The organism is Vreelandella sp. H-I2, from assembly GCF_052959335.1.
In genome coordinates this window covers 253,473-274,916 of record NZ_JBRAMC010000007.1, presented here as the reverse complement: position 1 = coordinate 274,916, position 21,444 = coordinate 253,473, and the positions used below count along the sequence as shown (strand labels likewise).

23 protein-coding genes are annotated in these 21,444 nt (G+C 52.5%); 12 read left to right on the top strand and 11 right to left on the bottom strand.

Annotated elements, in window-relative coordinates; all coding sequences use genetic code 11:
- Positions 1 to 10 precede the first annotated feature (10 nt).
- From ACUVOF_RS18160 to ACUVOF_RS18150, 3 genes are all read left to right on the top strand, one after another.
- On the top strand, positions 11 to 1,276 hold the full coding sequence (locus ACUVOF_RS18160) for a SufS family cysteine desulfurase (RefSeq protein ID WP_447045658.1): 1,266 nt from the start codon (positions 11 to 13) through the stop codon (positions 1,274 to 1,276).
- A gap of 88 nt (positions 1,277 to 1,364) precedes the next feature.
- Positions 1,365 to 1,934 carry a putative Fe-S cluster assembly protein SufT gene (gene sufT / locus ACUVOF_RS18155; protein WP_113270845.1) on the top strand — a complete coding sequence of 190 codons (570 nt, stop codon included), beginning with the start codon at positions 1,365 to 1,367 and terminating at the stop codon, positions 1,932 to 1,934.
- Between the two features lie 18 nt (positions 1,935 to 1,952).
- Positions 1,953 to 2,675, top strand: coding sequence for a SanA/YdcF family protein (locus ACUVOF_RS18150; protein WP_447045657.1), 723 nt, complete (start codon positions 1,953 to 1,955; stop codon positions 2,673 to 2,675).
- Between the two features lie 29 nt (positions 2,676 to 2,704).
- On the opposite strand, the gene ACUVOF_RS18145 is transcribed toward ACUVOF_RS18150, so the two are convergent.
- The 4 genes from ACUVOF_RS18145 to ACUVOF_RS18130 form a co-directional block, all read right to left on the bottom strand.
- Positions 2,705 to 3,151 (bottom strand): hypothetical protein, encoded by a 447-nt coding sequence (locus ACUVOF_RS18145; protein ID WP_113270843.1) that lies wholly within the window; start codon positions 3,149 to 3,151, stop codon positions 2,705 to 2,707.
- Between the two features lie 88 nt (positions 3,152 to 3,239).
- Positions 3,240 to 4,148, bottom strand: coding sequence for a 30S ribosomal protein S6--L-glutamate ligase (gene rimK, locus ACUVOF_RS18140; RefSeq protein ID WP_113270842.1), 909 nt, complete (start codon positions 4,146 to 4,148; stop codon positions 3,240 to 3,242).
- A 43-nt stretch (positions 4,149 to 4,191) separates the two neighbouring features.
- A complete protein-coding gene (locus ACUVOF_RS18135) occupies positions 4,192 to 4,632 on the bottom strand; it encodes an ATP-dependent zinc protease family protein (RefSeq protein WP_113270841.1) in 441 nt (146 codons plus the stop codon).
- A gap of 36 nt (positions 4,633 to 4,668) precedes the next feature.
- Positions 4,669 to 5,706 carry a DUF3549 family protein gene (locus tag ACUVOF_RS18130; protein WP_447045656.1) on the bottom strand — a complete coding sequence of 346 codons (1,038 nt, stop codon included), beginning with the start codon at positions 5,704 to 5,706 and terminating at the stop codon, positions 4,669 to 4,671.
- 300 nt (positions 5,707 to 6,006) lie between these two features.
- Here ACUVOF_RS18130 and ACUVOF_RS18125 point away from each other — a divergent pair, with 300 nt between their 5' ends.
- The gene (locus tag ACUVOF_RS18125; RefSeq protein ID WP_447045655.1) at positions 6,007 to 6,339 is read left to right on the top strand and encodes a YqcC family protein; all 333 of its coding nucleotides are present in this window, start codon (positions 6,007 to 6,009) and stop codon (positions 6,337 to 6,339) included.
- Between the two features lie 95 nt (positions 6,340 to 6,434).
- Here ACUVOF_RS18125 and ACUVOF_RS18120 read toward each other — a convergent pair whose 3' ends face one another.
- The 6 genes from ACUVOF_RS18120 to ACUVOF_RS18095 form a co-directional block, all read right to left on the bottom strand.
- Positions 6,435 to 7,058, bottom strand: a complete 624-nt coding sequence (locus ACUVOF_RS18120; protein ID WP_447045654.1) for an OmpW/AlkL family protein — start codon at positions 7,056 to 7,058, stop codon at positions 6,435 to 6,437.
- A gap of 270 nt (positions 7,059 to 7,328) precedes the next feature.
- Entirely contained in the window at positions 7,329 to 8,819 is a 1,491-nt protein-coding gene (putP, locus tag ACUVOF_RS18115) for a sodium/proline symporter PutP (protein WP_113270837.1), read from the bottom strand.
- Positions 8,820 to 9,166: 347 nt separating this feature from the next.
- The gene (putA, locus tag ACUVOF_RS18110; RefSeq protein WP_447045653.1) at positions 9,167 to 12,358 is read right to left on the bottom strand and encodes a bifunctional proline dehydrogenase/L-glutamate gamma-semialdehyde dehydrogenase PutA; all 3,192 of its coding nucleotides are present in this window, start codon (positions 12,356 to 12,358) and stop codon (positions 9,167 to 9,169) included.
- A 162-nt stretch (positions 12,359 to 12,520) separates the two neighbouring features.
- Positions 12,521 to 13,342 carry a helix-turn-helix domain-containing protein gene (locus ACUVOF_RS18105; RefSeq protein ID WP_447045652.1) on the bottom strand — a complete coding sequence of 274 codons (822 nt, stop codon included), beginning with the start codon at positions 13,340 to 13,342 and terminating at the stop codon, positions 12,521 to 12,523.
- A gap of 24 nt (positions 13,343 to 13,366) precedes the next feature.
- Positions 13,367 to 13,726 (bottom strand): hypothetical protein, encoded by a 360-nt coding sequence (locus ACUVOF_RS18100; RefSeq protein WP_447045651.1) that lies wholly within the window; start codon positions 13,724 to 13,726, stop codon positions 13,367 to 13,369.
- A gap of 269 nt (positions 13,727 to 13,995) precedes the next feature.
- Positions 13,996 to 14,403 carry a CBS domain-containing protein gene (locus tag ACUVOF_RS18095; protein WP_447045689.1) on the bottom strand — a complete coding sequence of 136 codons (408 nt, stop codon included), beginning with the start codon at positions 14,401 to 14,403 and terminating at the stop codon, positions 13,996 to 13,998.
- Between the two features lie 310 nt (positions 14,404 to 14,713).
- Between ACUVOF_RS18095 and ACUVOF_RS18090 the strand changes: the two genes are divergently transcribed.
- From ACUVOF_RS18090 to ACUVOF_RS18055, 8 genes are all read left to right on the top strand, one after another.
- A complete protein-coding gene (locus ACUVOF_RS18090; protein ID WP_447045650.1) occupies positions 14,714 to 15,256 on the top strand; it encodes a YqaE/Pmp3 family membrane protein in 543 nt (180 codons plus the stop codon).
- Positions 15,257 to 15,344: 88 nt separating this feature from the next.
- The gene (locus ACUVOF_RS18085) at positions 15,345 to 16,214 is read left to right on the top strand and encodes a carboxylate/amino acid/amine transporter (RefSeq protein WP_447045649.1); all 870 of its coding nucleotides are present in this window, start codon (positions 15,345 to 15,347) and stop codon (positions 16,212 to 16,214) included.
- A gap of 63 nt (positions 16,215 to 16,277) precedes the next feature.
- On the top strand, positions 16,278 to 17,210 hold the full coding sequence (locus ACUVOF_RS18080; protein ID WP_447045648.1) for an NAD(+) kinase: 933 nt from the start codon (positions 16,278 to 16,280) through the stop codon (positions 17,208 to 17,210).
- A gap of 2 nt (positions 17,211 to 17,212) precedes the next feature.
- Positions 17,213 to 18,199, top strand: coding sequence for a metallophosphoesterase (locus ACUVOF_RS18075; protein ID WP_113270831.1), 987 nt, complete (start codon positions 17,213 to 17,215; stop codon positions 18,197 to 18,199).
- A 226-nt stretch (positions 18,200 to 18,425) separates the two neighbouring features.
- Positions 18,426 to 19,277 carry a rhomboid family intramembrane serine protease gene (locus ACUVOF_RS18070; RefSeq protein WP_447045647.1) on the top strand — a complete coding sequence of 284 codons (852 nt, stop codon included), beginning with the start codon at positions 18,426 to 18,428 and terminating at the stop codon, positions 19,275 to 19,277.
- A gap of 10 nt (positions 19,278 to 19,287) precedes the next feature.
- On the top strand, positions 19,288 to 19,572 hold the full coding sequence (locus ACUVOF_RS18065) for a YeaC family protein (RefSeq protein WP_447045646.1): 285 nt from the start codon (positions 19,288 to 19,290) through the stop codon (positions 19,570 to 19,572).
- A complete protein-coding gene (locus ACUVOF_RS18060) occupies positions 19,556 to 20,401 on the top strand; it encodes a DUF2797 domain-containing protein (protein ID WP_447045645.1) in 846 nt (281 codons plus the stop codon). Before ACUVOF_RS18065 ends, ACUVOF_RS18060 begins: the two co-directional genes overlap by 17 nt.
- A 78-nt stretch (positions 20,402 to 20,479) precedes the next feature.
- Positions 20,480 to 20,905: a CopD family protein gene (locus tag ACUVOF_RS18055; RefSeq protein WP_113270827.1), complete on the top strand. Its 426-nt coding sequence runs from the start codon at positions 20,480 to 20,482 to the stop codon at positions 20,903 to 20,905.
- Positions 20,906 to 20,946: 41 nt separating this feature from the next.
- Here ACUVOF_RS18055 and ACUVOF_RS18050 read toward each other — a convergent pair whose 3' ends face one another.
- Positions 20,947 to 21,408, bottom strand: a complete 462-nt coding sequence (locus tag ACUVOF_RS18050) for a DUF2231 domain-containing protein (protein ID WP_447045644.1) — start codon at positions 21,406 to 21,408, stop codon at positions 20,947 to 20,949.
- Between the last annotated feature and the right edge of the window lie 36 nt (positions 21,409 to 21,444).

Below are 21,444 nucleotides of genomic sequence, written 5' to 3'. Positions count from 1 at the left end.
GGAGGGTTTGATGCCACATTCCGTTATTGAGCCGACGCCTAAGCTTGAGCAAGCACCGTTTGATGTAGCACGTCTACGTCAGGATTTTCCGGTGCTGGCCCGTAAGGTACATGGCAAACCGTTGATCTACTTGGATAACGCGGCAACAAGCCAGACGCCTCAACAGGTAATTGACGTGTTTAGCGATTATTATTCACGTTATAACGCCAATATTCACCGCGGTCTGCATACGCTTGCCGATGAGGCGACGGCCGCGTTTGAAGGCACGCGTCACAAAGTGCGGGCGTTTCTCAACGCGGAGGATGCGCGTCAGATCATCTTTACTCGCGGCACTACCGAGGCCATCAATCTGGTTGTACAAAGCTGGGGGCGTAAGAATCTCGTCCCGGGCGATGAAGTGCTGATTTCCCTGTTGGAGCATCATTCCAATATTGTGCCCTGGCAACTGCTTGCCGCCGAAATTGGGTTTACCATCAAGGTCATTCCCGTTGAGGCTAATGGCGCGCTGGATCTGGGGGCTTACCGCGAGCTGCTGAGTGAGCGTACTAAGCTGGTCGCGGTCAATCACGTTTCTAATGCGCTGGGTACTATTAATCCGGTGCAAGAAATGGCGGCGCTCGCCCACCAGCACGGCGCGCTGATTTTGATTGATGGCGCCCAAGCAGCGCCTCACCAAGTGGTCGATGTGCAGGCAATCAATGCCGATTTTTATGCATTTTCGGGTCACAAAGTATACGGTCCCACCGGGGTGGGCGTCCTGTATGGCAAGCAGGCGCAGCTGGAGGCTATGCCGCCTTGGCAGGGCGGTGGGGAAATGATTAAAACCGTCTCCTTCGATGCCGGTACGACGTTTGCCGCTATTCCGCATAAGTTTGAAGCGGGCACGCCCGCTATTGCGGAAGTGATCGCCCTTGGCCGCGCGCTTGAGTGGGTGGAGAGCGTTGGTGTCAACGCGATCGGCGCATGGGAAGGGCAATTGCTCGATTACGCCACCCAAGCGGTTGGTGGTATCGATGGGCTGCGTATTTTAGGCACCGCGCCGCATAAAGCAGGGGTGTTGTCGTTTGTGGTTGAGGGCGCGCATTCGCAAGATATCGGCCTGCTGATCGATCAACTTGGCATTGCTATTCGTACCGGCCACCATTGTGCTCAGCCGCTACTGGCTCATTTTGGCGTGGATGCGACGTGCCGTGCATCATTTGCTGCGTATAATACGCTCGAAGAAGTGGATAGCTTTATTGAAGCACTACAGCGTGTCATTGGTATGGTACGTTAAGGTCAGTTCTTTAAGGCCAGCTCTTTGAGGAAAGTATTTAAGGACAGTATTTAAGGACAGTATTTAAGGACAGTATTTAAGGACAGTCATGGATCTTGAGCAAGTCGCCAGTCTCGAACGAGGCCAACAGTTACCGCTCCAGCGCGATGTGGAGGCTATTGCGATACCGTTTGGTAGTACGGAAACGCTGGCTGAAGACAGTGTTGTCAGCGTGATGCAGGCAAAAGGTAGCTCGGTCAGTGTTGGTTTCGAGGGGCGTCTTTACTTGATTGAAGGACGTAACCTTGATGCCTTGGGGCTTGAGTCGCTGCCTCGCCCTACGCTGCCTGAAACGGCCAGCGAAGAAGAGATAGAGCAGTTTGTGTGGGAACAACTACGCACCTGCTTTGACCCGGAGATCCCTGTCAATATCGTTGATCTGGGATTGGTTTACGGCTGTCGCATTGAACGCCTCATCAGTGGTGAGCGCATTGCTACTATCCGCATGACGCTGACGGCCCCCGGTTGTGGTATGGGCGATGTTATTGCAGCCGATGCGCGCAATAAGATCCTAGGCGCGCCGCAAATCAGCAAAGTGCATACTGAAATTGTCTTCAGTCCTCCCTGGAGCCGTGACATGATGAGTGACGAGGCCAAGCTTGAACTCGGCATGTTCTAACCCCGGCTGGGGAGCTGGATGCATAACGTTTTGTTGAAATGGTTAGGGCGTTTCTTAATGTCGCTAGGAGCTCTTTTGCTGCTGGCGACATTGCTGTTTATAGGTGGCAATTTTTGGGTATTGGCTACCACAGCTGCTTATATTGAGCGTCAGCCACAGCAATGCCGTCCTACCGACGTGGGTATTGTTTTTGGTACGTCGCACTGGACCCGTAGTGGCGTGCGTAATCCGCATTTCCATGCACGTATGCGGACTGCTGCCAGCTTAATTGAACAGTCTCAGGTCGATCATCTGTTGCTGTCAGGGGATAATCGTACCCAGGCGTATAACGAGCCACGGGCGATGTGGCGCGAACTTTATCGTCGCGGCGTAGCGTCTGAACAGATGACTATGGATTTTGCTGGCTTTAGCACTTACGACACACTGGTACGTGCGCGTGATGTCTTTCAGCTGGATAAAACGCTACTGATCACTCAGGGCTGGCACCTTCCCCGTGCCATATATATAGGCCGTGCATTGGGTATGGATGTCACGGGTTGTGTGGCGGATGACGCGACTGTAAACGTCGGGTGGCATTTGAAGTTGCGCGAATGGGCCGCACGCGTCGCCACTCTGGGTGATCTATATATATGGGGACGTGAGCCCTATTTTCTGGGTACGCCGGAACCTATTGAACTTAAGGAACGGGCACCCATAGACCTTATCCTGCCGTCGTTAAACGAACGCTTTACAGCCCCTTAGCGCTTCAAGCCAACAACTGTTTTCAACCCTTAGCGGTGCGTTTTGCGTTTTTGCAGCGCATACAGCTCGCGGATCAGCTTACGGCATCCCTGCATACATTCTTCTACCACCGGTTCGATAGGATCGGGTAAGGGATGCGTGAAGAGCGAGGAGAGAGCTTGCATCAATACGCGCTCTTGCTCTAGCAGTTCATTGATCAACACTTGGCTATCGTTACCCACAAAGCTTTTAAGGCGACTCCACAGCCATAAAAAGTCATCACGTTCAACGTCTGCATCACGAGGCAGCATTTTCAAATGTGCACGGGCAAGCTCCTGCAGTTTACGCATCTGCTTAAGCCGCTCAGTGTAATGGGGCTTTAAAGCGTCGCGCAGTGAGGGCCGCAGGCGTTCGATATTGTCTTGGAAATAATCAATGCTATCGGCCAGCGCTTCCAATACGCTGTCCATCGCCACTTGGCGATTATCGAGAAACATGAGCGTCTACCTCCTTCGGTGACGCAGATTGTGGGGGGGGCAGCGTCGATTTGCCACCCCTGAATCGGATTATTTTAATATTTTTGCCTTAGCCTTTAGGCTTGGGTGGCGCTTTACGGGCAGGCATGGCATTTTTTTCAATGTGTTCAATGATCATGCCAGCAATATCCTTGCCAGTGGCGTTCTCAATACCCTGCAATCCAGGCGAAGAGTTAACCTCCATAATTACCGGGCCGTGATTTGAGCGCAACAAGTCGACACCCGCCACGCGTAGGCCCATGGCCTTGGCGGCACGAATGGCCGTTGAGCGTTCTTCTGGGGTAATCCGAATGACGCTGGCGGTGCCACCGCGGTGTAAGTTCGAACGGAATTCACCATCCGCCGCCTGACGTTTCATTGAGGCCACTACTTTATCACCAATAACGAAACAGCGGATGTCAGCACCGCGCGCCTCTTTGATGTACTCCTGCACCATGATATTGGCTTTCATTCCCATGAATGCTTGGATGACGGATTCAGCGGCCTGGTTGGTTTCTGCCAATACCACACCAATGCCCTGGGTACCTTCAAGCAGCTTGATCACCAGCGGGGCGCCTTTAACCATAGTGATCAGGTCGGGAATATCATCAGGTGAGTGCGCAAAGCCAGTAATCGGCAGTCCCAGCCCTTTGCGCGATAATAGCTGTAGTGAACGCAGCTTGTCCCGTGAGCGGGTAATAGAAACGTTGTCGTTGATAACGTAGGTACCCATCATCTCAAACTGGCGCAGTACCGCGCAGCCGTAAAAGGTGACCGATGCACCAATTCGCGGGATCACTGCATCAAAAGGCTCAATCTCTTCGCCTTTATAATGGATTGAGGGGTGGTGCGAGGTAATGCTCATATAGCAGCGTAGCGTGTCCACTACACGGGCGGTATGCCCACGTTGCTCTGCGGCTTCAATTAAGCGGCGGGTAGAGTACAAGTTGCGATTGCGTGAGAGCAGAGCGATATGCATGTAAAGAGACTCCGAGCCTATAGTAAGGCGACTAATAAAAGGATTATGGCTCACCGTGCAAAAATGCAGCACCGGGTGCAACTAGCAGGCGACGCATGGCGCGGCGTCCTAGTAGCATGGGGTGGCGCATGTTGCTGCGGTCAGTCAGGGTCAGTTCAACCGGAAAATTCAAATCGCCCATTTGCATAGGGGTGCGTATAACATAGCGCCACTCACTATGGCCGTTGGAACTGGTGACTCGGCGTCGATCATGCAAGTGCAAACTGTATCGGTGGGCCGGTGTTGTTGGCCCGCCACTGTGGGTTATAAAACTGACCCACAGTTGACCATGTTCATCTTCATGCGTCTCTAGCTCTTCTGCATGCAACGCAGACGTCCGCGCGCCAGTGTCTGCTTTACAGCACAGGTGAAGCCCTAGCTCAGGTAACGTCACCATCTCACGGCGGCCGATGACCGCCTTGGCCTGATAGGGTAATTCCTTCACAGCTCACTCCTTGTCATTAAAAGTGGCAACATCAGATCATGCCTTTCTCTGCGAAAGCATCAAGTTCAAACGGCGTTGAATAGGAGAATCAGTCGGCGCATCCCGCAGTGCCATCATGACCGGTAAGCGTAACCGTGGGATAAGAGCAAGGTCACGCACTACGGCGGCAAAGTCGCTACGCGCATCTTCGGCCAAGCGTTGCAGAAAAAGTGGTAAACGCTGAGCATCTTCAAGATGTTGCCAGCCGCGCCCCGCGATGGCTGCTAGTACATCAGGACCACAGGCTGCTGTGTCGTTCAGTAGAGCCGTGTACCAATTGCCCACCGCTGAATCCTTTGTATTTCCCACTGCACGCAGGCAGGCGCATAAAGTCTCCATATCGCCCGTTTGTGCGGCGGACTCACCGCAACGATGCAGCGCGGCAACGAGTGACTTTGGCAATGGCTGGTGCTCTAAACAGTAACACACAGAGTGGATAACGGCGGTAGGCAACGTCGATAGTCGCAGCGCTAGTGATTCAGCGTCACATGTTTCCATCCTTACGACGTAATCGGCAATCCCTTGTAATCCCAACGCCTGCCAGTCAATCGCTTGTTGACCGCTGAGGTACGCGTCAACTGGCTCAAAATGCTGGCTGGCAGATAACCCTCTATCATGGTTAGCGCGCGCATTTAACATAGCTTGAAAGGTGACATTAGGCGTGAAAGCGAGTGGATTATCCTTCATTAAATGGTCCACGTCCGCTGTTTCTTCACGGCCTACCTGAGAAACAGTGCGGCCTAACGTTTCCAAGAGACGATTTAAAAACGCATCACGCTGAGCAGGGGAAAGCATGCCCTGTTCATCCAATGGCAGGGCTAGAAACCAAATGGCAGGTTCAGGCATATCGCCCAATTGAAACAGAATGGCTAAACGAGCTTGAGCTTGCCAAGGTTCTGGCCAAGCCATCTCGCCACGCTCAAAGGCAGCAAGTGACGCCCGCGGACAAGTAACGACGTGCCGGCCCATATGGTAGAGAGAGATCTCGGCGCCGCTGCGGGTAAAAAACTCATCAAGGGTTTGAATCGGTTGCATGACATCCTTCCGCGTTGCAAGCCTGCACTCTACCTTGATGATGTGTCACTGTCAGCCACAGTGATTGATAAACATTGCGCTAATGCCTGCCGTTAATGACAGTGCGGTTAAAAATTAAACAACTGGACGCAAGCCGCATGAGAGCAAGGCTTGCGAAACCTTTCCATAGTTTATCCACAGGCTCGTGCAAGTTTTCTGTGAGTCTATGGATAACTTTTTTCAGGCGATCTCAATTGGCAAGCCGTGCACTGAATGGGGATAATAACCAGGCAACAGAATTTTTCATTTTTTAAGGTGTTTATGGATACTTATCAGCCGCTGCAGACAGCGCTACTTGAGCTTGAGGCGTCGATGAAAGCCGCCAATTTATGGCGCATCCCGACACCGGATGCAGATGCATTTGCTAGCCAGCAGCCGTTTTGCATCGATACGATGACGCTGCCTCAATGGATACGCTTTGTGTTTATTGCTCGCTTGAACGCATTAATTGATGCACGGGCTGCCATGCCGGCCAAGTGCGAGGTTGCTCCCGCCGTAGCGGCCTATTTACAGCAGGAAAAAACGCCTGCCCATCACCAGCTGCTTGTGGTACGGGCGGTAGAGAAGGTCGATCAAATTGTGACCGAGAGCTGAATGGAAAGTATTGAGCGTTATATAGCACCAGCCTAAAAGCCTGCCGTAAGGCAGGCTTTGGGAATGACATATAAATGAAGTTTTTTTCAGGCGGCTTAGAAGCGGTAGCTAAGGCCTGCCATCACAACGACTGGGTCGATCTCAACGGTGCCAGCATCTGTGCCGTCCACTTTGGCATCGGTATCAATGTCGATGTACCAAGCTGCAGCGTTTAACGCCCAATGATCATCAATCAGAAGATCGACACCTACTTGACCCGCTGCGCCCCAAGAATCGTCGAGCTCCAATGACGCGCCGATATCGGTTTTTTCGTCAGAAAAACGGGTGTAGTTAATACCAGCGCCAACATAAGGCTGAACGCGGGCCTCGGTACCCCCTAGCGGATAGTATTGCAGCGTTAGGGTAGGCGGCAGGTGCTTGGTGGAACCATCGGTCACGCCTTCCACTTGCAGGTCGTGTTTGAAGGGAAGCGCGGCCAACAGCTCGACGCCCACCTTGTCGTGAAAGCGATAGCCCAGAGTGAAAGCAAAATTCGCTTCCGCATCGACATTAGTATCGGCGCCTAATACCTCACCGTTATTGCTTTTGGGGTCTACTTTCGCAATACCCACACGGGTGAAAAAGTCGCCAGCGCCGTAGGCGAATGCTTGGCTGCTGGTCATCAATGCCGCAGCGGCAATACTGGAAACGAGTAAGGTGGAAAGGGCGGCTTTACGCATGAGTTGACTCCTAGTGGCGTTGCTAAGCGGCTACTGATGAGCCACTTCATGATGCTTAAGAGTCTAATGAAGAGGAGACAACGGATTATTGATCTAGGGCAAGGGTTGGCTGTCTTCGCGCCAGATTCGCTGTTAACAGAATGATCTGAGGCCATGAAAAAGGCCACCCGAAGGTGGCCCGATCGCATACAGCTCAGAAGAGCTATAATGCATGGACCTTCCCAAGATCGGTGTACCTGACACGGGAAGGCCTCATAACCCACTTGTTGATTAGCGGGTAATGTGCTGATATTCACCTGCATCGGCAGTCATACTGCTGACGGCTATGATGGCGATCATAGAAGCGATGAAGCCAGGAATGATTTCGTACACGCCAGGGCCACCCATAAATTCACCGTTCCAACCCAAGGCAATCCAGATTATGACGGTAGCGGCACCTACCACCATACCTGCGATAGCGCCGGCACCATTGGTGCGTGACCACATCAGGGACAAGATAATCAGCGGACCAAACGCAGCACCAAAGCCTGCCCAAGCATTACTGACTAAGCCCAATACCTGGGAGTTTTCATCAGAGGCAATAATGGCGGCCACAATACCCACAAGCACGACGCAGACACGGCCTACGGCCACACTCTGTTGCTCGGTTGCATTCTTGTGGAAGAACAGGCGATAGATGTCTTCTGTCAGCGATGATGATGCCACCAGCAACTGACTGGAAATGGTACTCATGACCGCAGCAAGCAGGGCAGCATAGAGAAAGCCAGTGACCAGCGGATGGAATAACAAATTCGCTAGGATAATAAAGATGGTTTCCGGATCCTCGACATCCAACCCATTACGGATGGCATAGGCCCGACCAAATATACCCAGAGAAACGGCACCAATAAGGGAAATAAGCATCCAGCCCATGCCAATGTTACGGGCAATCGGAACATCCTTTTGTGACCGGATGGCCATGAAGCGCACAATGATATGTGGCTGCCCAAAATAGCCCAACCCCCAGGTAACCGCAGACAGCCAGCCGATAAAGGTGAGCCCCGACGTCCAGGATAGCAGCGTGGGATCGACCTCATTTAGGGTCTGTGATGCTTGGGAGAAGCCGCCACCGCCTTCGCCGAACAGTACCACCGCAGGCATGATCACCAGCGCTAACATCATGATGCAGCCCTGTACGAAATCCGTCATGCTCACGGCCAGGAAGCCACCTACAACGGTGTAGATAAGCACCACGCCGAGAGTGATCATGACACCCATGCCGTAGTTGCTCATATCGCCAAAGTTATAAACGCCTGTAAACGCGCTTTCAAACAGCTTGCCGCCTGCCACTAAGCCTGAGGCTGTATACACCGCGAAGAAGATAACGATAACGATGGCTGATACCGTGCGCAGGGACAGCGCGCGCGTTGGGAACCGGTTCGCCAGGAAAGCTGGAATGGTTATCGCATTGCCGTAGTGAATCGTCTGTTCACGCAGACGCGGTGCAACCAAAATCCAGTTGAAGAGTGCCCCTACGAGCAGGCCGATACCGATCCAGGCGGAACCCAGGCCTGAGACGAACATCGCCCCGGGTAAACCAAGCAACAACCAGCCGCTCATATCCGAAGCACCGGCCGAAAGGGCCGCCACTTGTGGGCTGAGGGTCCGGCCACCCAGCATATAATCTTCTGAGGAAGACGTAGATTTGCGCATGGCGTAAACGCCGATGGCGATCATGAGCGCAAAGTAACCAAATAAACTAATCCAAACACCAGTAGCCATGAAAGTTCTCCAGTTCGTTAGAACGGAACTAGGCTCTGTACGAAAATGCCTGCGTTCGCCGACTTTTCGTACAACCCTAGCGCCGCCAGGTTCAGCGCCTTTACCGAATGGAAATCGGTAGCAACACCGTCTTTTTTGTTAACCTATTTTTTATTCACGTGACTGGCCCCGGCGAGCGTCCATTAGAAATGTTGTCGGAGAGGTGGTTTGTACGTTGATACGAACGGTTCCCTATGCCCTGCATAAGGCCTAGATAGGCCATGAATGTAGAGGCAATCCCTATATTATTGTCGACCATAAGATGGTTTCCTGTTTAGGAGTTCAGGTTAGTGATTTTGATGAGCGACTTACTCATCACCTAGCGCCAGCAGCGACGCGTTCCCGCCTAAGGCAGCGGTGTTGTTAGTAATCGTTTTCTCAGTCACAAAACGATGCAGATAGTGAAGACCGCCGGCTTTTGGCCCCGTACCGGAAAGCCCTTGGCCACCGAATGGCTGAACACCCACCACCGCCCCGATGATATTACGGTTAATGTAAACATTACCGACGCGCATTTTCTGCGCTATTTCTGCGGCAAACGATTCGTTACGGCTATGCACACCAAACGTCAGGCCATAGTTGCGACCGTTAATGTCATTAATAACCTTATCAAGCTCGCTGGCTTTGTAGCGCACGATATGCAGTATGGGTCCGAACTGCTCACGGGTGAGCGAATCGATGTTATCAATAGTGAAGGCGACAGGCGCCACGAAAGTGCCATCTTGGGTATGTTCAGCGGCTATCGGCGTTTCCGCTACCAACCGGTTTTCGGCTTTTAATTTTTCGATATGCGCTAGTAAACCTTTACGGGCATCTTCGTCGATGACGGGGCCTACATCGGTACCTAAATCACGAGGATCACCAATATGTAGCTCAGCCATCGCGCCCTCAAGAATCTCGATCACCCGGTCGGCAACATCATCTTGAAGGTAAAGGACACGCAAAGCCGAACAGCGTTGCCCGGCGCTCTGAAACGCTGATTGAATAACATCAACCACGACCTGTTCGGGCAGGGCAGTAGAGTCGACAATCATGGCGTTCATACCGCCGGTTTCTGCAATCAGCGTAGCCAGCGGTGCATTTTCACGTGCTGCCAAAGCGCGGTTAATAATTTGTGCGGTATCGGTGCCACCAGTGAATACAACGCCAGTGATCCGCGGGTCGGAGGTCAACACGCTACCCACTGTGGGGCCATCACCAGGTAGTAGCTGTACGACATCACGTGGCATGCCCGCTTCGTGTAATAGCTCAATGACACGGTGGGCCACAATTGATGTTTGTTCTGCAGGTTTGGCCAGCACGGTGTTGCCTGAAACCGCTGCTGCGACAACCTGGCCGCAGAAAATCGCCACCGGGAAGTTCCAGGGGCTAATCGCCGCAAATACACCTTTACCCCCCATAAACAAGCGATTGGACTCGCCTGTGGGGCCAGGGAGCTCTATTACCTGGCCGAAATCTTCCTCAGCACGCATGGCGTAGAAACGGCAGAAATCGACAGCTTCTCGTATTTCGTCGACACCATCAGTGAGCAGTTTGCCGCCTTCACGCGAGCAAAGTGCCATTAACTCTGGCATATGCTCTTCCATCAAATCGCCCAGGCGACGCACGATAGCAGCCCGTTCTGCCACGGGGGTGGCATCCCAGCGGTGGAAGGCGGCCCAGGCAGCATCCAGCGCCTTCGTGGCTTGTTCTTTAGTTGCCCACTGGACGCTACCTACGGTTTGGCGTCGGTCATAAGGGGTCGTAACGCTATGGGTATTAGAGGCGTCGTCAGCGATATCAAAAGCGACAAGCGGCTTAACCGAATACTGCTTATCCATAAACGCAGCCATCTTCTCCATAAGCGGATAGTAGTGGCTACGGATATTCAGGTTCACACCACGTGAATTGCGCCGTTTGGGCCCATAAATATCCTTGGGCAACGGAATGTTCATGTTGGCCAGATGCTTCTGCTTGCGCAAGGTTTCGATTGGGTGCTGGCATAGCCACTCGACCGGGACATCCGGGTCGACCAACTGATGAACAAATGATGAGTTGGCACCGTTCTCAAGCAGGCGACGTACCAAGTAAGGCAGCAAGTCTTTATGCGCGCCAACGGGGGCATAAATACGGCAGTAGGTGCCTTTAGGCGCACGTTCAAGGGCAGCATCGTAAAGAGCTTCGCCCATGCCATGCAGGCGCTGAAACTCGAACGGACGGCTATCGTGGTTGGCCAATTCTAAAATAGTCGTCACGGTGTGAGCGTTGTGAGTAGCGAACTGCGGGAAAATACGCCCGCGGGTGTCATTGGAGAGCAGGAACTGGGCGCAGGCGAGGTAAGCCACATCGGTACCCGCTTTGCGCGTAAATACCGGGTAGCCGTCGACCCCGAGCTGCTGAGACTCTTTAACTTCGGTATCCCAGTAAGCGCCTTTGACCAAGCGCAGTGGAATTTCGTCTCCTTGCTGATCAGCCAAACGATTAATGTAATGCAGTACGGGCAGGGCGCGCTTGGAGTAAGCTTGAACGACCAAGCCGAAGTGCCCCCAGCCTTTAGCAGCCTCACTTTCGTAAACCGCACGGAAAACTTCCAGCGATATTTCCAGGCGATCCACTTCTTCCGCGTCAATAGTGACGGCTACCTCTAGCTCGCGCGCTTTGCTGACCAGCTTGATAACCGTGTCGACCAGTTCGGCGAGCACCTGCTCTCGACGGCCAAACTCATAGCGTGGATGCAGTGCAGAGAGTTTGATAGATACCGACGGCGCCGGGGTCTTATCGCTTAAGGTTTTGCACGTTTTACCTACTTGCTCGATGGCCCGGGCATAGTCGTCAAAATAACGCTTGGCATCATCACGTGTGCGGGCCGCTTCACCCAACATATCGTAGGAGTAGGTGTACCCTTTATTGAACAGTGGCTTGGAGCGCTTCAAGGCTTCGTTAATGTCGCGACCCAGTACAAACTGCTTGCCCATGATCTTCATCGCTTCATACATGGCGCGGCGAATAACCGGCTCGCCCATGCGGTTAACCATGCGATTAATGAAGTTGGCGGGCTGCCCTTCTTTAGGGTGGTCCATCTTCAACACGCGGCCGGTCATTAAAAGACCCCAGGTCGAGGCATTGACCATCCATGAATCACTTTTACCGACATGGGACTGCCAGTCGGCGGGGCCGAGTTTATCTTCTATCAAGGCATCGGCGGTGGCTTTGTCGGGAATACGCAGCATGGCTTCCGCTAGGCACATCAACATTAGGCCTTCGTGGGTATCCAGGCTGTACTGCTGCAGCAGCTCGTCGATGGTATCGACGGCCGTGTCCATTTTACGAACATCCTCAACCAGCGCAGCAGTGTTGGCTTCAATGCGGGCAAAGTCATCGCGGTCGGCATTCAGCACTTCGATCAGCTCGCTGACATAGGCACTTTCGTCCACTATGTAGTGGTCGCTAATACGATCCATGAGAGTGTCGAGATCAGTTTGCCAGATGGCAGGGTCACGCATTTTCTTGGCATTGAGCATTGAAGCCCCCGAAAGTCTGAACAGAACGAATGGGTAACAGGGCATGACGCCCAAGCTAATAAGCGAATGTAGAGCGGCGCCACTTCAGTTGTATGTTGGTTCCACGGTAAAACGTGTCAATTTCTCGGCAAGAGGAATAAGGTTACGACTTTAGTTGAGTCTCTAATGGCCTGTTAATGATCCTAGAGAAGAGTTCAAAGTACCAATCGCTACGGGCGACACATCGCCTTGGCGCAATTTGCGCGGCGACAGACCATAATTGCGCCGAAACGCATGGGAAAGCGCGCTTTGATTGGAAAAACCCGTTTGGAGTGCAATATCAGTAAGGGGGAGTCGGCTTTGCAGGATCAACTGACGAGCCGCATTTAGCCGCTGGCGCTTTACGTATTGCCAGGGGGAAAGCCCGGTTTGAGCACGGAAGCAGTCGGAAAAATGTGCCTCACTCAAGCAGGCAAGCCGTGCTAAATCGGCGACACGTAGTTCCTCTGCAAGATGCTGGCGGATAAAACGATTTATACGCGTCAAGTCTAAGCGTCGTTGGTTGGGATTGATTGCTGAGCCTAACCTTGCTTTGAGTGAGCCCAGTAGGGTGGCGGCTAAACGGTCTTGCTGAAAGGAATTGACGGAGGTGTCGATCCCTTGAGCAAGTTCGCTTTCCATAAAGGCTAGGTAATGACGCAATGCGTTGTCTAAGCCAAAGAAGCGGGGAGCGTCAAACAGTGCAACCAATTCGCGGTTTTCACCCGTTAAGGCAGGGGCATCTTCTGGCAAGTCGAAAATCAACTGCCGGTTATGTCCATGACCTGAGTAGTAGTGCTCATGGTTAGCGGGCACGATACATCCCGAAAACGCATTGACACGGCCACCCAGCCCTTCAATTTCAAATTCTGATGAACCACACATAGTAATAACGATCTGATGAAAATCGTGCGTGTGGTGGTGCGTGGCGCTGGCTAACGGAATTTGTCGAATAACGCTGGGCATAGCAGGTCTCCTGAACCGCAACAGCTACTGCTGTCGGAGGGCCGTATGGGCGGCCAAGTGATCGCGAAGGGCCTGAAGCTCTGCCTGACCCTCTTCATTGAGCAATGGTTTACCCTGAGCAATCATCCAGCGACGCCCGTGCTGCTCCATTAAATGCGCGGCACGTCGTCTAATGCCGTCCAAGTATTCGTTGTGTCGAATGGGGTAACCAATAATGGCATTCCACTCGGTTTCGCTCACTTGGCTGTTGAGTGCTTTATCAAAAAGCGCCAATAAATCCTTCGGTTCGGTGCGATAGCGGGGGGTGCTTGAGTTCATCAATACCAGTATCACCGCACCAATCACTAGTAAGCACACCCCAAATACTAATAAATACAGTGCCATTCGCTGTGCTCCCAGGCGTTATCAGTTGATGGATTGCCCTTTAATTATACGCCTGACGTCACCAAGGTCGAAAATTTTACTTTTTTGCGAACTTTTCCAGCACAGCGTGTCTGAGTAAGTACAGGCAACATCGCGATAGCAGTCGCTAAAGTTGTTGTTCTGGCTCTATTGTTTTGATCCCTTGCTACCGCTACTCATTGAGTAGCGGTTTTTTTTGGCTGCTACTTGGCTGTTATAGCTGGCTTAAAACAGTGTAACTACCATAAATGTTAATGGCTGCGAATAGTCAATAGAGCAATAAGGATATCACGTCGTGTTACGATTCCTATAAGCCGCTGCTGTTCAACGACCGGGTAAACTTTAGGTTTTTGACCACGCATTTCCTGCGCCAAGTCGGTAATGCATTTATTCGGCGACACGCAGAGTACTTCATGGCGCATCATCTCTTTAACCAGCGGTGCTTCGTCATCATGATAAATACTATCAAGTACACGGCCTATTACATCCTGCTCTGATATAAAGCCTATTAGACGATCAGCAGCATCAACCACCGGCGCACCAGGTAAGCGGTGCAGGGCTAGCCCCTTGGCTAAGGTAGTGATTGATGCCTCTGGTGAGACGCGGTAGCAATCACGGGACATGATGTCGCGGACGATGCTGGGGGCTGTTCTATTCATCATGGACACTCCTTGCTCATCGTAGTCAGCGCTGTGGCAACCATGGTGGTAACTAAGGCGCCGTAGGCAGTGCGTTCTGATAATTCGCCTGGCTAGGCATCAAGCTAGTATCGACTCTTTCACTGTAGGCGATTTAGCCCATAGCGTACTGCCTGCAAGGACTCTTTATTCAACGCTGTAAGTACTTGGCTAAAAGTGCTGGGTTGAAAGTGCTGGGCTATAAGTACTGGGCTATAAGTACTGAATTTTCTAAACCGTTAATTTTCTAATGCACGCGTTGTCTATTAATTAACGCATAAAGGAGCTTTCCATGGATGCACGTGAATACTTGAACCGTAAAGGGGTAGGTAATGACCGCGATCCCGATCGACCCAATACATTGGAAGAGAAAGCCTGGGAACGAGCCCGGGGCTCTGGACATCAGCGGCCTAAATCGGGTACGCCTCACGATTGGGAAGATTGGGAGCGCCATCACGATGACTTGGCAGAAGGGGCTGAAACTTTAGAGCAGAAAATTGATAAAGAAGCCCATCGTCTAGCCCAGGAGCGTGCAGCAAAAAAGGCGAAGGAACCCGCTAGCGTAGTGGAGCATTTTACGCCACCACCCAAAGCCGAGCAGGGAGCGGCATCGACCGTGCCATCCGAAACGACACTAGCAAGCCAGGAGGAACAAGCAGTACCAGAGCCCGCAGCCTTGAAGCTTGCCTACTATGCCCTGGCGGTATTTTTGCCACCCCTCTCAGTCGGCTTAACACAGGGCGGATCAAAGCGTGTGGGTATCGCGGTATTGTTAATGCTGGCAGGTTGGCTGCCCGGTGTTGTTTATGCGATTTGGTGGTTGCAGCAACGTTAGTCAAAGGTTGTTGCTTGCGTTTACTGCTTGGCAGCTTCTCCCATGTGCGTATAATCCGCGTAAACTAATTTATGCGCCGAGGTTTACAATGGGTTATCTGATTGCCGTCACCGCCCTGTGGGCATTCTCCTTTTCGCTGATAGGGGTTTATCTGGCGGGCCAGGTTGACAGCTACTTTGCGGTGCTTCTAAGGGTAACGCTTGCCATGCTGGTGTTTTTACCATTTCTACGCCCCAGCCTTCTTCGTGGTAAACAAAGGCTCGCGCTAATGGGCTTGGGCGCCATTCAGTTGGGGGTGATGTACACCTTCTTCTATCAATCCTTTCTGCTGCTATCGGTACCTGAAGTACTGCTGTTTACCATCTTTACGCCTATCTATATCGCCCTGCTGGATGATCTTTTGTTTGGGCGCTTTACCCCTATTTATATTGTAACGGCACTGCTTGCTGTCGTCGGGGCGGGGGTTATTCGCTATGACGGCGTTGATAGTGGTTTTTGGGCAGGTTTTCTTGTTGTGCAAGGCGCTAACCTCTGTTTCGCCATTGGACAGGTGGGCTACCGTCGCTTAGCGGCCGATTTACCCCCCAGCTTGGCATGGCATAACGTTTTTGGTTGGTTCTTTATTGGCGCGATGATAGTGGCATTGCCCGCTTATTTATTATTCGGCAATAGCGCAGCATTGCCCACCACCTCATTGCAGTGGGGTGTGTTGGCTTGGTTGGGATTAGTCGCTTCTGGCGTGGGTTACTTCGCTTGGAACCAGGGTGCCACTAAAGTGGATGCGGGTACGTTGGCGATTATGAACAATGCGCTGGTGCCGGCAGGTCTCATCGTTAACCTGGTCATTTGGAACCGGGATGCGGACATTCCTCGTCTGCTGCTGGGCGCTCTCATCATCGTGGCATCGCTATGGCTAAACCATTGGTGGTGCCAGCGTCGTCAAGCGGTCGTTAGTTAAGCCCATTTGCCCGATAGCTGACGTGTCTCCATAATGGCGGCTTATGCTAGCGAGAGTCGGCCCATGAGCAACCCTTTATCACCAGACGCTATGTCGCCTTCCGGCGACCGGCCAAGCAGACCCTTTAAAACTATTGGGCTGATTGGTCGGCTAGGCAGTGACAAGGTACTCGACTCTCTGCAACGTCTAGTCACCTACCTTGTTACCCATGAGTACTCGGTGTTGGTAGAAGACCGCACCGCGACTGCTTTACCGCACCATGGCCAACCGGAGGCTAGCCGTCGCATGCTGGGGGAGCTGTGCGACTTGGTCATTGTGGTCGGCGGCGATGGTAGCTTATTGGGCGCAGCGCGTACGCTTTGCCGAAGCGGGACACTCATTTTGGGAGTTAACCGGGGCCGCTTGGGTTTTCTCACCGACATCTCCCCCGATGAGCTGGAAACTCGCGTGGCCGAAGTGCTCGCAGGTGAATTTGAGATCGAACAGCGCTTTTTGCTTGACGCGGTGCTTTACCGCAATGGTGTCGCGGTAGGGAATGGCGATGCCTTAAATGAAGTGGTACTGCACCCTGGCAAAGCGGTTCGCATGATTGAGTTTGAGCTGTTTATTGATGGTCAGTTTGTTTACAGCCAGCGCAGCGATGGCTTGATTGTCGCCACACCCACGGGTTCCACGGCTTATGCACTCTCGGGTGGCGGGCCCATTATGCACCCCAAACTCGATGTGGTAACGCTGGTGCCGATGTTTCCTCATACGCTTTCGAGTCGGCCAATTGTGATTGATGCCGCTAGTGAAATTCGTATTCACATTGGCGAAACCAACCAAACCTATCCGCATATTAGCTGCGATGGGCAAACGCGGGCGGTGGCGAAGCCCAACGACGTGTTGGTGATCACACGCAAACCTGAGCGTGTTCAACTGGCGCACCCCATCGGACATAATTTCTACGAAGTACTACGTAGCAAGTTAGGTTGGAGCCATCGGCTGGGGGATTAAGTATGGAAGGATATGACCTGATTGGTGATGTCCACGGCTGTGGCGCTACGCTAGCTGCATTACTCGAAAAACTGGGTTACCACCAGCGCAGTGGCGTATATCGCCACCCTCGCCGCAAAGTGATTTTTCTCGGGGATTTAATTGATCGTGGGCCGCGTATCCGCCTGGCGGTCAATATTGCCAAGCGAATGGTTGAGCAGGGCGAGGCGTATATTGTGATGGGTAACCACGAATATAACGCTTTGGCCTACACCCACCCTGGGCCCCCAGGTAGCCACAAACGCTGGTTACGTGAACATACACCTCGACATAATCGAATTATTCAAGACACCCTGGAGCAGTATCGCGATTACACCAACGAGTGGGAAGATACGTTGGCGTGGTTTAAAACCATACCGCTCTGCCTTGAAATTGATGGCATCCGTGTGGTGCATGCGTGCTGGGATCAGGCGTTGATTGATGAATTTAAGCAGCGGCGCCCAGACCAATGCATGGATACCTCGTTTTTGGTCGAGTCCACAAAACCAGGTACACAGGCGTATAAGATTTTGGATCGGCTCACGCGAGGGCCCCACGTATCACTGCCTGAAGGGATTGCGATACATTCTGGTGATGGGTTTACGCGAAAAAGCTTTCGCGCCCATTTCTGGGCCAAAGATCCACAGCAGTGGGGCGATGTAGTCTTCCAGCCCGATAATTTGCCCGGCGATCTTGAGACACATGCTCTTTCAAACGAAGAACGCCAGCAGTTGAGTTATTATGGGCCGGACCAGCCGCCGCTATTTATCGGCCATTATTGGTGCGAGGGGATACCGGCATTACCTGCCCGCAATATCGCTTGTTTAGACTATAGCGCGGTTAAATATGGACGTTTAGTTGCTTATCGGTGGAACGGAGAAGCCACACTAAACGCTGACCACTTTGTTTGGATTAAGGTGCCGAAAGAAGAGAGGGCGTTGCCTAGGTCCTGGGAAATCGACTTTGATTAACGTTTCTTTCTTTAGGTTACGCTCCGTTACATTATTTTTGCAAATCGGCTGAACTAACCCTGCCGTCGGCTATCAGAGTAAGTGTTCCCTTGAATGATCCCTTGCTTTTATTCTCCGGCGGTCCCCACCGCCGGTTTTTTTTGCCTGTTTGTTGGTAGCTATCATTGCACTCAATTCTTACCCGCTGCGGAGAGCGTACCGTTAGCGCTTTGTTTAGAGAGATGTTATGCATCCAGTGATGCTTTTGCCCGACTATGCGGATACAAGCGAACTGCGCCAGGCGCTTTGGCGCCATCGAATTGGTCACCGCATTACCGACGAGGCCGATGGTCAGCTATTATGGATCGCTGACCCACGCCAATACGAAGAGCTTAAAGCATTGGTAGAACAGTGGCGGCGGGGTGAGCCCCTAAAGCTTCAGCAGTCTGCTAAGCGAGCTCATAACATGACTAGCTCCTGGGCCTCACTGAAACAAGTGCCGGTGACGGCACTGATGATTGCGATTAGCTTAATGGTGTTTGCATTGATTGGGGTGTTTGGCGACCAGTTGATCGTAACCTTGACCATCGTGCCAATCGGCATTTCAAGTGGCGAACTGGTGTTCGGCAATTTGATACAAACACTTTCGTCAGGGCAAGTGTGGCGTTTGCTGTCACCTGCGTTCCTACATTTTGGCTGGATGCATTTAATATTCAACCTGATGTGGGTGTGGTACTTCGGACGTCAGATTGAGGTGCTGCAGGGCAGCGGTACCATGCTATTGCTGCTTTTCTTGGCCGGTATCGGCGCGAATGTCGCTCAGTACCTGACCGGTACCGTGCTATTCGGCGGTATGTCCGGCGTGGTTTACGCCTTGCTGGCGCACGTTTGGTTGATGTCACGGCGAGTACCCCAAAGTGGTTTTTTTGTACCGCAAATGCTGGTGGTGTTTATGCTGGGGTGGATGGTGTTCACCATGACGGATATGGCGGGCAGTGTTGGCTTTGGTAACGTCGCTAATGAAGCCCATTTGGGAGGGCTACTCGTGGGGCTTGTCACAGGCTGGTATTATTCATCACGCCGTTTGAAAAATCGTTAAGAGGCTGGCAATGAGCGAAATGACGTTTGAAAAAATGATTAACCAGATGACCCCGGCGATCTATGAGAGCCTTAAACAAGCGGTATCGCTACGCAAATGGCCCGATGGACGCCGCTTAACGCCTGAACAGACCGAACTCTGTTTGGAAGCCGTGATGCGCTATGAAGCGGAGAATAACGTGCCGGAAGAGAACCGCGTCGGGTACTTGGAGCAGCGTACCTGCGGAGCGGCTGCCAGCGGCGCTGGTGTGATGCCTGAAATGGCGGGCTTGGCTCGGGATGCCACGCGTGATTGAAGCGGCAATACAAGGGTGTTTAAGCAAAATGGCGGCTGCGTTGCCTAGCCGCCAAGATGAGCAGGTGGTCTACCATTTGCGTGCTGGCGACCACCGTATTGCACTTAATGAACGTATCGGTGAGCCACTTAGTTTGCATTGGACAGGCGCTATTGCCTGTACTCATTGCGGACGCGCAACGAAAAAAAGCTTTGCCCAGGGGCACTGTTACCCCTGCTTCAAGCGGCTGGCGCAGTGTGATACTTGCATTATGAAGCCGGAAACCTGCCACTTTTTCCAAGGCACCTGCCGTGAGCCGGAGTGGGGCGAAAAACACTGTTTTCAGCCTCATATTGTCTATTTGGCCAACTCCTCTGGTTTGAAAATAGGCATTACCCGCAAAACTCAAATGCCTACCCGTTGGCTGGACCAAGGCGCCATTCAGGCGCTGCCAATCCTTGAAGTGAATACACGTCAACAGTCCGGCTTCGTCGAAATGCTGTTTAAAGAGCAAGTAGCTGATCGCACCAACTGGCGTACCATGCTGAAAGGTGAAGTAGAAGCACTGGATTTAATTGCCGAGCGTGACCGCTTGCTGAGTTTGTTAGCGGATGGATTGCGTCAACTGCGCGAGACCCATGGAGCGGATGCCATTCGCCTACTGGATAGTCCAGCGCAACATTTTTACTATCCTGTCAGCGTCTTCCCCAAAAAAGTGGTGTCACATAACTTCGATAAACAACCGCTGGTGGAAGGCGTGCTGCTAGGCGTAAAAGGGCAATATTTATTGCTTGATAGCGGCGTTATTAACCTCCGCAAATTCACAGGTTACGAGGTCCAGGTGAGTTAAACGGCTAGCCAGAGTGCGGCGTTTTGTCTAAGGTTAGGACAGGAATTATGTCGCCTTAAGCAATGCAAGGAAGCCCCGATGCCCTGGCTTAAACTGCTTCACATTGCCGCGCTAGTGATCTGGTGCGGTTCGCTGCTTTATCTGCCCGCCTTGCTGAGTCAAGCGCTGCAACTACGCAAAGATTCTGGTTTTGCTCAGGGCACACCTCCGATTCCGCGGTTTTTCTACAACTCTGTTGCTACCCCTGCCGCCTTGGTGTCCATTGCTTCGGGGACGCTGCTGTTTCTCGTCTATGGCATATTGGGCGGCTGGCTAATAATAAAGTTGGGTTCAGTGGTGGCCATGGTGGCGGCTCACGGCTGTTTTGGTTGGCTAATTCTGCGTGTGGAGAAGGGGCATTATCGTTGGATAAAAGCCGCCAACTGGGCAGCGCTATGCGTTGCGTTGGCGGGAATTTTAAGCGTTTTAATATTCGTGTTAGCAAAACCGCTGGATTGGAGCTAACCACGATGAAATTTAACCTATTTAGCCCAGACTTGTTTAGCTCAGTCGTCGATGTCGACGCCGACGGCATGTTCATAAACCAACTGGCCACCCAACAGGCCGGCCACCGAGATCAAGACGGCTGTCAACAGCGATACTGCCATCCCCCAAGGCAGAATGGCGCTGGGATCGTTGAAGCGCAACAACCAGTTCAGCGACGCCAACGAGAGCATTACGACCGCTACGATGGCATGGCTCCAGCCGGTAATCAGGCGACGGATACGCGGTACGGTTGTAAGGTCGATAATACCCGCCGTACTGGCTATCCAGCCGCCAAAAGCGCCCACACCTGCAAGCCACAAACTGGCACGCATCCAAAAGGGATCACCACTCAGCCAAAAACCAATGTCACTGGCCACCAGTGCCAACAACGCGGCGACGGGGAAATGAATCATCAATGGATGAAGCGGGTGGCCAGCGATAGAGGCGCGGCTGATGATCGAGAGTGGACGAGATTTTGCCATGGTCACTTCCTGTGGGCAGAAAAAGGAATTCAAGGA